This window comes from Synechococcus sp. R50.1, assembly GCF_047462115.1.
Lineage (GTDB): Bacteria > Cyanobacteriota > Cyanobacteriia > Thermostichales > Thermostichaceae > Thermostichus.
The window spans coordinates 1-12,490 of sequence record NZ_JANSIN010000065.1; the positions used below are offsets into that span (position 1 = coordinate 1).

Annotated in this window: 9 protein-coding genes and 1 tRNA gene; 4 read left to right on the forward strand and 6 right to left on the reverse strand. The window is 59.4% G+C overall.

Features of this window, described 5'->3' with window-relative positions; genetic code table 11:
- Positions 1–135 precede the first annotated feature (135 nt).
- The 4 genes from NW870_RS12110 to NW870_RS12125 all read right to left on the reverse strand — a co-directional run bounded on the left by NW870_RS12110 (position 136) and on the right by NW870_RS12125 (position 3,123).
- Complete coding sequence (locus NW870_RS12110; protein WP_414375476.1) at positions 136–1,761, reverse strand: copper resistance CopC/CopD family protein; 1,626 nt, start codon at positions 1,759–1,761, stop codon at positions 136–138.
- A 17-nt stretch (positions 1,762–1,778) separates the two neighbouring features.
- A complete protein-coding gene (locus tag NW870_RS12115) occupies positions 1,779–2,372 on the reverse strand; it encodes a YcnI family protein (protein WP_414356620.1) in 594 nt (197 codons plus the stop codon).
- A gap of 62 nt (positions 2,373–2,434) precedes the next feature.
- Positions 2,435–2,752, reverse strand: a complete 318-nt coding sequence (locus NW870_RS12120) for a hypothetical protein (protein WP_414375478.1) — start codon at positions 2,750–2,752, stop codon at positions 2,435–2,437.
- Positions 2,753–2,781: 29 nt separating this feature from the next.
- Positions 2,782–3,123, reverse strand: a complete 342-nt coding sequence (locus tag NW870_RS12125; protein WP_011433133.1) for a c-type cytochrome — start codon at positions 3,121–3,123, stop codon at positions 2,782–2,784.
- A gap of 135 nt (positions 3,124–3,258) precedes the next feature.
- On the opposite strand from NW870_RS12125, the gene dnaG reads away from it, so the two are divergent.
- Positions 3,259–5,199 carry a DNA primase gene (gene dnaG / locus NW870_RS12130; protein ID WP_414375480.1) on the forward strand — a complete coding sequence of 647 codons (1,941 nt, stop codon included), beginning with the start codon at positions 3,259–3,261 and terminating at the stop codon, positions 5,197–5,199.
- 147 nt (positions 5,200–5,346) lie between these two features.
- On the opposite strand, the gene alaS is transcribed toward dnaG, so the two are convergent.
- Positions 5,347–8,001: an alanine--tRNA ligase gene (gene alaS / locus NW870_RS12135; RefSeq protein ID WP_414375482.1), complete on the reverse strand. Its 2,655-nt coding sequence runs from the start codon at positions 7,999–8,001 to the stop codon at positions 5,347–5,349.
- 284 nt (positions 8,002–8,285) lie between these two features.
- On the opposite strand from alaS, the gene NW870_RS12140 reads away from it, so the two are divergent.
- Positions 8,286–9,947, forward strand: a complete 1,662-nt coding sequence (locus tag NW870_RS12140; protein WP_414375484.1) for a protein kinase domain-containing protein — start codon at positions 8,286–8,288, stop codon at positions 9,945–9,947.
- Positions 9,948–10,202: 255 nt separating this feature from the next.
- Here the strand turns inward: NW870_RS12140 and NW870_RS12145 are convergent, their stop codons facing one another.
- The gene (locus tag NW870_RS12145; protein ID WP_414342275.1) at positions 10,203–10,706 is read right to left on the reverse strand and encodes a hypothetical protein; all 504 of its coding nucleotides are present in this window, start codon (positions 10,704–10,706) and stop codon (positions 10,203–10,205) included.
- 49 nt (positions 10,707–10,755) lie between these two features.
- Here NW870_RS12145 and NW870_RS12150 point away from each other — a divergent pair.
- Positions 10,756–10,829: transfer RNA gene (locus NW870_RS12150), tRNA-Asp, on the forward strand.
- 177 nt (positions 10,830–11,006) lie between these two features.
- Positions 11,007–12,188, forward strand: a complete 1,182-nt coding sequence (locus NW870_RS12155; RefSeq protein ID WP_414342276.1) for an aldo/keto reductase — start codon at positions 11,007–11,009, stop codon at positions 12,186–12,188.
- The last annotated feature ends 302 nt before the right edge of the window (positions 12,189–12,490 follow it).

Consider the following 12,490-nt stretch of genomic DNA (forward strand, 5'->3'; position numbering starts at 1 on the left):
AATGACTTTTGCCAAACCGCCTAAAGCTCAGTAAATTCAGCAAAGTTCAGGGTTTTGGGGGTTAGAGGCATGCTCCTATCCAGGGTCTTTTTCAGCTTTTTCTTTTCGCGATCTTCAATGTCTGTAACAATTCAGTCAGAGAGAAACCGCGATCTGACCTCGCCGCTCTTCAAAATCGCTGATCAGCAGTCTCACCTCGATCTGCCATTCCCCCGCCAGGGCTAGGGGCACATTTTCCACCACAAATTGGCCAGGCCTATCCGGCGCTACAGTACGGCGTAGAGGGGGGATCCCGTGTTCCGGCAGGGAAAACCCAAGGGTCAATTCCTGGGCCGGGACTCCCTTCACCTCAGCCCGAATTTGATTTTCCCCAGGACGACAGGGCAGAATCCTCAGGTGCAGGCTGCCTTCCGGCCAGTTCAAGCGCTCTTCACAACTGGTCTGCAAGCCCGACTCCAGTGGGGCTCCCATGCCCTGCCTCCCATGACTGGGAGGAGCCTGGGCCACCAGGAAGCTGGTCAAGGCCAGCACCAGCATCAGCCCCACCAACTCCAGGCGGACGATCCGGCGCAGCGACCGGCCCACCGTCTGCCCACCTTGTTGCAATGCCGGCACTAGCCGAAACTTGTTGTGGGCGCCCAACCCCACCATCATCAGCACCAGCAGCAGCTTGGCCCAGAGATACTGCCCATACGGATGATCCCAGTCCCAGCCGCGGTGGATCCCACCCATCCCCACCCCCGCCAGGATAAGCCCCGGTACCGCCCAGGTGGCCACGTCAGAAAACCGTTGGATGATGCCTACAGATGGGTAGGGAGCAGATTCCTTGCCCAGCAGGCGCTCCAGCCCCCACAACCCTCCCAACCAGAAAGCTGAACCGGCCAGATGCAGCCCCAGCAGCGCCATTGTCCCCATCGGATGCTCACTGGTGAGAGCATGGCCAATGGGCAAAAAGGAGCCGAGCACCAACACCGACCCCATACCGCTGGCCCAGACGGCACCTCCCTCACAGGCCCAGATCAGGATCCCTAGCCCCACCAGCCGCAGCCCTGTACCCCAACCGTAGGGAGAAAGCATCACACGCAGCAGCTCTCGCCCATTAAAGTAAGGGTAAAGCTGGGCCAAATGCAGACTGAAGGCCACCACGGTCAAGCTGAGGGTGATCCAAGCTGTCGCAAAAGCCCAAGATAAGGGCTCCGCCCCGCTGACGCGATCAGAATCGGCGAAACTGCTCCGCTGCCCCCGCAACAGTCGCCACCAGCCCAGCACCCCCACCACAAAAAGGCTGCCCAAGTAGATCTCCCAGCGTACCCCCACCAGCGGCCAGTACAAGGGATCCCTTCCTTGGGCGTGAGCTGTCCTCGCCGCCTGCAATTGCCCAGGATCGGCTGCCCCCACCTGGAAGGCAAACGATCCACTCACCGGATGGGAATCGGCAGAAATGGCCCGCCAACTGACGATGTAAACCCCCTCGGGGATCCCCTGCGGCAAATCCCCCTGCGGTGCCTCACCCCTGGTCACCCGATTTTCCAAGGGCAGAGCTCGTCCGTTGCTGTCTAAAACCTGGAGCTGTGTAATCTGCACCGGCTCATTGAAAACAAGCCGCACCTGGGCCGGAGCTTCCTGCAACACTGCCCCATCCTCCGGGAAGGTGGAGAGCAAGCTGGCATGGGCAAAAACGGGCTGGATCCCGGCCACCCACAGCAAGGCGCAGAGGATCCCAGACCAAATCCAAGCAAAACCCCTTTTGGGATGAAACATGCTCCTAAGCAGACCGCTTAGCGGGTACCGTGACCATGCCCATGTCCATGCCCGTGGCCGTGCCCATGTCCACTGTCTCCACCTGTCAGCTTCAGCAGCGGAGCCGGCTCCGGCAAACTGTTGGGATCCTCGCCAGGCTGAGCCACCTGAATCCAGCGGTACATGCCCTGCTCGCACTCCTGAATCACTGGGATGGGGATGACCTCACCGGGGCGATTCGGCAGCTTGAGGCTGATGCTGAACTCATCCATGAACTCATCGGGCAGCGAGCCGCCGCTCCAGATCACCTCGGCAACCGTTTCGGTAATCATCTTCCCATGCGACTCATAGGGGGTCTCCAGCGGCTTTTTGACCGTCTCGATTTTCCACAGGGGATGCACCATCGGCTTCACAGAGACGAATCCCTCCGGGATCTGCACCCGCAGGCGCACGGTCGGGGATCCATCGCAGCCATGGGGCACCCGAAAGGTGAGCTTGGCAAAGCTGCCCGCCGGGGCCTCTTTGGGATGGACGGTGACATGGGCCCAGGCAGAGGAAAGGGGTAAAAAACTCATTCCCAGGGCCAGCAGAGATTTCTTGGCCAGGGTCAAGTAACTTTGCAGACTGAACATTCGCAGATGCTCCTTACAAGCCTGTAGAGAAAGAGAAAAATGCAGTGTTTGTTGGTCAAAACCTAGGGATGGTGATGGGATCCGTGGGATTCCGTTATGCTCATGCTGTGCTGTCCCCAACTGGAGAGGCCCATCGACACCAGGCCGGCACTGGCCAAGCCCATCGACACCAGCCCGAACGAGAGCGCTCCCATAGCCACCAGGCCGATAGAGAGGATGCCGTGAGTCACCACGCCGATGGCCACCACCCCATGGGCGGAAATGCCCACCGCCACCAAGCCATGGGCTCCCACGCCAACCGACAAGATTTTGCGGCGGGATCCCTTCCCTTCACATCCCTGCTCGTGAGGCAGCCGCTCCGCCGGGCTTTCCTGCAGCAAGGCTGGATCTTGAGTCCTCTCTTTGGACACTAGCCTCTACTCCAGTTGTGCTCAGCGCGATCCAAAACGTAGGCCGCCACCGCCTCGATCTCCTCCGGCTTGAGAATCTTGGCAAAAGCCGGCATGGCCCCTTTGCCGTTTCTCACTTGGGCCTGGATCAGCTCAGGGGTGTCTACGTGGTACTCATGAAGAGCCGCCAGAGAAAGGTTTTTCGCTGCCACCAAAGTGTTGCGCCCGTTCAAGTGACAACCCACACATTTGGCCTGAAAGACCTTGGCTCCCAAGGCCAAATCAGGCTCAGCAGAAGCCATTTGCGGGCCTAAAAAGAGGGCAAATACTGCCACCAAAAGCCCGATAAAAAGGTTGATCATTCGCATTTTCATCTCAGGGACTGACCGAAAACTAGCCTTTAAGGCCCGCCCATTATCCCAAGCCCGTTGGGCCAGGTCAAAAGACAGCCTGTCGAGTTTCCCCCGGCTACTATAAGGTCAGGCTCCCCCGAAGCCATGAGCGGTCTGCCCCCCGATTTCATTCAGTTGGTGCGCCAAAAGGCCGACCTCGTGGAAGTGGTGGCCGAAAAAGTGGTGCTGCGCAAGCAGGGAAAGAACTTCGTTGGGCTTTGCCCTTTCCACAACGACCACAAACCCAGTTTTCAGGTCAGCCCCAGCAAGCAGATCTACAAGTGCTTCTCCTGCGGGGCAGGGGGAGATGTGCTGCGCTTTGTCATGCAGACCGAGCATCTCTCCTTTGCTGAGGCCGTGCGCCACTTGGCGCGGCGATACCACATACCTCTGCCCACCCGCAATCCCGAGGCGCAGCCCTTGGGATCCCTTGATGAGCGGGAGCTCTCCCACCGGGAAAAGCTGCTGGAGATTTTGGCCATGGCTGCCGATTTTTATCGGCATGCCCTCCGATCCCAGCTAGGATCCGCCGCCCGCCAGTACCTGCACAGCCGCCACCTGAGCGAAGAAACTTTGCAAAAATTTCAAATCGGCTTTGCTCCCCCCGGCTGGCAATCTCTCTACGAATACTTGGTCAACCACAAGCGCCAACCGGTCAAACTTTTAGAAGAGGCTGGATTGCTGGTTCCCCGCCAGCAGGGATCCGGCCACTACGACCGCTTTCGCAACCGGATCATGCTGCCCATTTTCGATGTGCAGGGGCGGGTGATCGGGTTTGCCGGCAGAGCCTTGGGGGAGTCAGGACAGCCCAAGTACCTCAACTCTCCAGAAACAGAGCTCTTCAACAAAAGCCAGGTGGTCTATGGCCTCAACTTTGCCCGCGATGCCATTGCCAAGGCCGATCAAGTCCTGGTGGTGGAAGGCTACTTCGATGTCATCGCCCTGCACCAGGCGGGGGTTGCCTATGCCGTAGCCGCTATGGGCACCGCTTTGACGCCCCACCAGGTGAAGATCCTGCTGCGCTACACCCAATCGAAGCGACTGATCCTCAATTTTGATGCGGATCGGGCCGGTTTGAACGCCGCCAGCCGGGCCATTGAAGCCATTGAAGAACAAGCGCGGCGCGGAGAAATTGAGCTGCGCATTCTCACCCTTCCTGAGGGCAAAGATGCCGACGAATTTTTGCGGGAGCACAGGGGCTCCGCCCCGCTGACACCAGCGGTTGCTGAACTGCAAACCCTGATTGAGCAGGCCCCCCTGTGGCTGGATTGGCGAATTGAACAGGTGCTGGCCGGTCGGGATCTGAGCCGGGCCGCCGATTTTCAACAGGCCCGTCAAGCCCTTGTGCAACTGCTGGCCGGTTTGGGTGGACAGTGGCGCTCTTTGTATTTGCACAAAGTGGCAGAATTGCTCAGCCGCGGCAACGGTCGCCTCAGTCGAGATTTGGAAGAAGACCTGCGCCGAGCCGTGCGGCAGTACCGCTGGGCCAAACCCCAGCAACCTTCCCTCAATAAGGGATCCAAACTCTTGCAGTCGGAGTCCCATCTTTTGCAGATCTTTCTGCATTTTGGCGAGTATCGCCGCGAAATTCGCCAAACTTTGCTGGAGCGGGAGCTGCAATTTAGCTTTCGCCCCCACCGGGAGCTGTGGCAGCGGATCTTGGAACTGATCTCGGCTCAGCCGGAGCTGGAAGAGCAAGAAGAGACGTTGCTGACGGCTTTGCGCACCCTCTGTGCCCAAGATGAGCAGCTCAACGAGCGCCTCAGCCATCTGCTTTGGCTGGACGAAAACACCCGCGTAGCTCTGATGCGTCCGCAGATGGTGGTGCGGGCCGCCATTGCCAACATGGAGCTGGAAATTCGCCAGAAGCGCTACCGCTACTGGACCCAACTGTGGGATCAAGCCTTTTCCGAAGGCAACACTGCCCTGGCCGCCCAGTACCAGGCCGGCATCCAGCAGGAATACCAAGCGATTCAGGCGCTGCAGCGGCAGGTGCAACTGAGCCTGGAAGACATGTCGGAAACCCCACTGGCCGAAGATTTATAGTCATTTCGATTCAAACTAGGACACTAAACCCATAACCCCATACGCGGCCAGAAGGCTTCTCTCTATAGCCCGAGTGTCTCACCCTAAACTGAACAGACTGTAGTGGCTGATGGACGGCCTGTTGGTGCTCAAAAGGGCTTCGCTCCCCTAGCGCGAGATCAGCTCCGCTTGCAACCGCTCCCGGGCCACCTGCAAAGCCTCTGCCAATTTCTCCGGCTGTTTGCCCCCGGCCTGGGCCAAGTTGGGCCGTCCGCCGCCGCCCCCTCCGGTGAGTTTGGCAATCTCGCCGATGAAGGATCCCGCCTTCAGGCCAAGTTGCTGCACAGCAGGGCTAAAGGCAGCCACCAGGCTGACCTTGCCGGCTTCCGGCACCGATCCCAGCACCACTGCCCCTTCCCCCAGCTTGTGGAGCAGATGCTCGGCAGCGGTTTTGAGGGCCTCAGGGGTGGTGGATCCCAGCTCGGCCACCAGCACCTTGAGATCTCCGACGGCAACCGCTTGGGCCAGCAAACGTTCGGCCTGCACCAAGGCCAACTGGCTGCGCACCTCTTCCAGTTCCTTCTGGGCAGCTTTCAGCTCCGCCTGTAGGGCGGCAACCCGCTCCGGCAGTTCCTGGGGCTTGGCTTTGAATTGGGCGCTCAGCTCCCGCACCACCCTGTCCCGCTCGTTCAGGTATTCCAGTACAGCCGGCCCGGCCACGGCCTCGATGCGACGGATCCCAGCAGCCACTCCCGTCTCGGCGATGATCTTGAACAGGCCGATCTCGGCGGTGTTGTTGACATGGGTGCCACCGCACAGCTCCATCGACACCCCCGGAAAGTCGATCACCCGCACCTCAGCGCCGTATTTTTCCCCGAACATGGCCACAGCACCTCTGGCTTTGGCCTCGGCCAGGGGCATGATCGCCACTTGAGCAGCATGGGCCTCGGCAATCCAGGTGTTCACCAAGTTCTCGATCTGTTCCAGCTCCTCAGGGGTGACTGGCCGGGATAGGGTGAAATCAAAGCGCAGCCGGTCAAAGGCCACCAGGGATCCCGCCTGACCAATCGAGGGATCGACAATTCTTTTCAGGGCCGCCTGCAGCAGGTGGGTGGCGGTGTGGTGGGCTTGGGCGCGCCGCCGACAGGCCAGGTCGATTTGGGCTTGGACGGGATCCCCCACCCGCAGGATCCCGCGTTCCACATGGCCAAAGTGAACGAACAGATCCCCTTGCTTTTGCACATCTTCAACGCGCACCAGCAGGCCATCCCCGGAGAGGTAGCCCCGGTCACCAATTTGTCCACCGGCTTCGGCGTAGAAGGGCGTGCGATCCAAAACGACCTGCACTGCCTGCCCTGCCTCCACTTGGGGCACCGATTTTCCCCCGACCAGCAGGGCCTCGACCACGCCGCGGGCAGAAGATTGGCTGTACCCCAAAAACTCCGTTTGGCTGAGGAAATCCGCCAGCTCGTCCAGGGATCCCTGGGCTGTGAGGTCGATGGTTTGGTGGGCGGCGCGGGCCCGCTGCCGCTGTTTCTCCATCTCTTGCTCAAAGCCCTCCAGATCCACGCTGAAGCCGTGTTCCTGGGCAATTTCTTGGGTTAGCTCCAGCGGAAAACCGTAGGTATCGAAGAGCTTGAAGGCGTCGGCGCCGGAGATCTGCTTTGGCGAGCTGCTGTCACGGCGGGAAGATTCGACGGCAGTAAACAAATCCAGCAGTAGCCGTTCCCCCCGCTCCAGGGTTTTGAGAAATTGCTCTTCCTCCCGTTGCAGCTCGGTCTTGATCAGGGTTTCTCGCTCCCGCACCTGAGGATAGGCAGCCTCGGCCAACTGAATCGCGGTCTCGATCACCGGGATGGTGAAGGGCTCGCCAATCCCCAGCAACCGACCGTGGCGCACCATCCGCCGGATCAGCCGCCGCAGCACATAGCCCCGATCCACATTGGAAGGGAGCACCCCATCGGCAATCAAGTGCATCACTGCCCGCGCGTGATCCCCGATCACCTTCAGAGAGATCTGCTGCTCCGGGTTGGCCTTGGAGTAGTTCAGCCCGGCGATCCCAGCCGCCGTCTGAATGATGGGAAAGATCAAGTCTGTCTCGTAGTTGTTGGGCACCCCCTGCAACACTTGGGCCAACCGCTCCAACCCCAGGCCGGTGTCGATGTTTTGCTTGGCCAGCGGCATCAGGTGACCTTCGCTATCCCGGTTCAGCTCCATGAACACCAGGTTGTAGATCTCCAGAAAGCGGGAGTCATCCTCCAAATCGATCCGCTCATCCCCCAGCTCCGGCTTGAAGTCGTAGTAAATCTCAGAACAAGGGCCACAGGGGCCGGTGGGGCCGGCAGCCCAGAAATTATCCGCCTCTCCCATGCGCTGGATGCGGTGGGCCGGGATCCCTATCTCATCTCGCCAGAGGGCAAAAGCCTCCTCATCTTCGCGAAAGACGCTCACCACCAGCCGTTCCGGGGGCAGGCCGAAAACCTCCGTCACCAGCTCCCAGGCCCAGGCGATGGCCTCCTTTTTGAAGTAGTCGCCAAAGCTGAAGTTGCCCAGCATCTCGAAGAAGGTGTGGTGGCGCGCCGTTCGGCCCACATTCTCGATGTCGTTGGTGCGCACACATTTCTGGGCCGTTGTAACCCGTGGGTACTCCGGATCCCGTTGCCCCAGGAAAATGGGCTTAAAGGGCAACATGCCGGCAATGGTCAGCAGCACCGTCGGATCTTCCGGCACCAAGGAGGCGCTGGGCAACACCTGGTGGCCCCGCTGAGCGTAGAAGTCCAGAAAAGTTTGCCGAATGGCGGCACCGGAAAGCGCTGGAAACATGACAGGCGAAGATGGCTGTATTCATCAATTCTAAGTTTTCCCTCTGCAGGGCAGTCCAGCCCTTGTTGTTCTCCTCTGTTCCACCAAACCCCATCCGCCGAAAACCTAAGCGATTTGTCCGATTAACCTCAGGGCGGGCAGACGCTAAGATCAGCCTATCTGAGGCAGTTGTGCAAGATTTGTTTCTTCTTGGTCTAACCTGTATGTATCTCTCACAACTTGCCTGCCGACTTCTTGGCTCCGTCTCGGTTGTCCGGATCGCCAGCCGGTAACCCCAAACTGGTATGCCCAACTGCTACTGCCTTAACCCTGCCTGTTTGCACCCGGAAAACCCGGCGGACGCTTCTACCTGTGCCTCTTGTGGCCATCCCCTCCTGCTGCGCAATCGCTACCGGGCCTTCAAGCGCATCGGCCAGGGGGGATTTGGCTCTACCTTTTTGGCGCGGGATGAGGACATGCCCTCCAAACCTTGGCGGGTGATCAAGCAGTTGCGCCCGGTCGAGGGATCCCCGCAACTGGCCAAGCTGGCGGAGGAGCTCTTCAATCGCGAGGCCCAAGTGTTGGAGCGCCTGGGGGAACATTCGCAGATCCCCAAGCTCTACGCCCACTTTCAGGAAGGCGGCAAGTTCTACTTGGTGCAGGAATTTATCCAGGGCATCACCCTCTCCCAAGAAATGCGTCGCAATGGGCCCTTTTCCGAAGAACAAACCCGGCAGGTGATGCAGGAGGTGCTGCTGATCCTCAGCTATGTCCACAGCCAAAACACGGTTCACCGAGACATTAAACCTGCCAACCTCATTCGCCGCAAAGAGGATCAGCGGCTGGTGCTGATCGACTTTGGGGCCGTAAAGGAACTGGGGCCAGCCCAGGAGCAGGCGGCAGAAGTGACAGCAATCCGCTCCCTTGGCTTTTCTCCCCCGGAGCAAGTAGCCGGCCAGGCGGTCGGTCCCTCTAGCGATCTCTATGCTTTGGCGGCTACCTGCATCAACTTGATGACGTTGGAATCTCCGGCCAAGTTTTATAACCATGAAACGGGGCAGTGGGATTGGTCGGATTGCCTGCAGCTCAGCCCGGAATTCGACGCCATTCTGCACCGCATGTTGCAGCCGGCCATCAATCAGCGCTTTGCCACCGCCACCGAGGTCTTGCGGGCGCTGCAAGGGATCCCGGTGGAAGAGGCAGGCGGCCCGATCTCTCAGCCGATTGTGTTGCCCAGCTCTCCCCTGTCTGCCAATCCCAGCACATCGGTGATCTCCGGCTACTGGGCCAAGCGCCGCTCGGGTGGTTTCGTGCCCACACCCCTCCCTCCGTCCACCGCAGGGGGAATGACAGCCAGCAGCCCGGTATCCATCCCCTCTGAGTGGGGGAGCACCACCGGTTTCACCCAACTGGGCCGAGCCAGTAGCATCACAGGCGGCGGACGGATCAAGCCGGCCACCCCACCGCGGATCCCTTCCATGGCGGGGGCCGATCTACGGGGCAAGTCCTTTGCCAACCAAAACTTGGCCGGCTATGATTTGCGCCGGGCCGATCTGCGGGGGGCCGATTTCTCAGGGGCCAACTTGCAGGGGGCGGATCTGCGCGGCATCCTCTTCAACACCCCTCAACCCCATTGGCTACGGGTTTTGAGCCAACTGTCTGGATCGGCCAAAACATTGGGAGGGATCCTGACAGGCTTGGGGGGGCTGCTGGGCTCGGGGATCCTGGCCTTTTTGCTTGTCCGCCTGACCACGGGCAATTTGGTTTATGCGTTAGGAGCGGCTGGGATCGCCTTGGTGGTGGCCAGCTCGGTGATCTGGTCGATGGCCGGTGGGGTTCGTTTGGCTCGATACCCAGAAGAAAAGAGCAAGCGCTTTACCAACTTTTGCAAAGCGGATCTACGGGGGGCGCGGATGGACGAGAAGCTACGGAAGTTTGCCCGCCGACAGGGGGCCATCTTGAGTTGACGCAGGGCGGATTGCGGATCTGGCGGATCTGGAATTTTGCGTTGCGATCTTTAACTTTATAGATCTTTAATAGTTTCATAGTTGTTTCAGGTTAGGATGAGATGTCTGGGCTACTGCTCGCGCCAGCGGGACGGAGTCCTATCGCGCCGGCGGGACGGAGTCCTTAGAAAAGCCTTCTGGCCCTCCGCATTCAACGCTTTGTCCTAGTTTGAATCGAAATGACCACAAAACCATAAAAGAGAAAAGTTCAAGAGCTCAAGCCATTGAAGGGGGTGGAGAGGCCCATCTGCGAAGCGATTGATTGACCTGTTCCATCAAAGCTCGGCAGGCCACGGTCTTGCCCTGTTGCCGATCCCCAGCTTGGTCGTAAAAGACAATACCATCGGCCCGGGAAAGGCCCAACGCCAAGAACAACAGCTCCAAAACCCCAAAAGAAGCGGTCTCCAGCTCCGGCGCTCGATCCTTAAGCTCTGCCAGTGTGGTGTGGGCATCTTCCAGGTGGCCGAAGGCCGGGATCCACAGATGGGTCGTCGGCTGGGATCCCTCTGAGGATGAGTCGCCAGCAGCAGGATCCTCGACCACCCGCACCGTCAGCCAGCCGCCATCGGGGTAGCGCAAGGTGGTGTATTGCAGGTGATCCAGGTGTTGGGCCACCTGAGTGAGCACATCCGCCACCTGTTGCATCGCCGCCGTTGGGATCCCATTTTGCGGAGCGGTATCCACAAGGGTTGCGGCCTGTGCTGCCAGACTAACCACCATGATTGACAACAATCCTCATCCACATCCAGAATAGATATTCGCAGCGATTGGGGCTGTAGTTCAATTGGTTAGAGCACCGCCCTGTCACGGCGGAAGTTGCGGGTTCGAGCCCCGTCAGCCCCGTACTCCTAAAACACTCTAGCTTAGTCGCTCCCCTGCAGCCCTCACATTTCCAGACTGATCTGATTTCTTGATTTCTGACAGTGACTGCTGCACAATGCGGCCGGCTCAGGGTTCAAGTTTCGGCGGTGGGGTATGGAAAGCCCGCCCTAAAATGGGGCTTAGTCCAGGGGAAAAACCATGCAGTATCGCAGATTTGGGCGTACCGAGCTGTCTATGCCCGTGCTGAGCTGTGGTGGCATGCGCTATCAACACAGTTGGCAAGATACTCCTTGGTCAGGGATCCCAGCGGCAAGCCAGCAGAACCTGGAGGCGACGATTCGCCGGGCCTTGGAGGTGGGCATCAACCACATCGAAACTGCCCGCGGCTATGGCACTTCTGAAATGCAGTTGGGCCGCATTTTGCCGCTCTTTCCCCGGCAAGATCTGATTGTGCAGACGAAAATTGGCCCCAGCGCCGACCCGCAGCAGTTCCTGGCCAAGTTCGAGCAATCGATGAGCTACTTGAACCTCGATTATGTGGATCTGCTGGCCATCCACGGGTTGAATACCTGGGAAGACTTGGAGCACAGCCTGCGTCCAGGGGGGTGCCTGGAGGTGTGTCAGCGCCTAGTACGGCAGGGACGGGTGCGTTTCGTTGGCTTCTCCACCCATGGGCCGACGGAGCTGATCGTGGAAGCCATACGGTCAGGGGGCTTTGATTACGTCAACCTGCACTGGTATTTTGTCAACCAAACCAACTGGCCCGCCATTGAGGCTGCCGCCCAGCAGGATATGGGGGTATTCATCATCAGTCCCTCAGACAAGGGGGGCAAGCTTTACGATCCGCCCGCCAAGCTGGTGCAGTTGTGCCAACCCCTCAGCCCGATGGTCTTCAACGACCTGTTCTGTCTGTCCCATCCCCAGGTTCACACCCTCAGCATTGGGGCGGCCCGACCCAGCGATTTTGATGAGCACCTGCAGGCGGTGGAGTTATTGGATCGGGCTGATGAGCTGTTGCCGCCGATCCTGGCCCGCCTAGAGCAAGCTTTGATCGAGCAGGTGGGGGAACACTACGCCAAAACTTGGCACCAGGGCCTGCCTCGCTACGACCAAACCCCCGGACAAGTGAATATCCCGTTCATTCTGCTGCTGCGCAATTTGGTCTTGGCCTATGACTTGGTGGACTATGCCAAGAGCCGTTACAACCTGTTGGGCAATGCCGGCAGTTGGCTCCCCGGCCAGCGGGCAGACAAAGTGGATGCCGAAGCCCTGCGACCTTATCTTATCCACAGCCCCCACCGCGACCGGATCCCGGCTTTGTTGCAAGAAGCCCATCGCCTGCTCTCTGGAGCTGAGGTGAAGCGCCTATCTCAGAGCTAGCTTGCTCAGGGATCCCCCCGTTTGACGGTCGAGATTCGGTGGAGAAGATGATATGGCAAGGTTTACTCTTTAACCGCAGGAAAAAAAGAGTTGTCAGCTCCCGCCAGCGGCTCCTTATCTCATTTGGGTAGCTCGTGTTAGAGTGTAAACTACCCGACCCTGACTGCTTCGCAGTACAGGGCGGGCTTAAGGCCTCCGGCCCGCTGGCGCGAACGGTAGCCCTGCAGTTGGCAAGCCAACCACGTTCGCGAAGCGAGCCGTAGGCTTGACCTCTAGGCTGGTTTACAGCAGCCCCCAAAAGC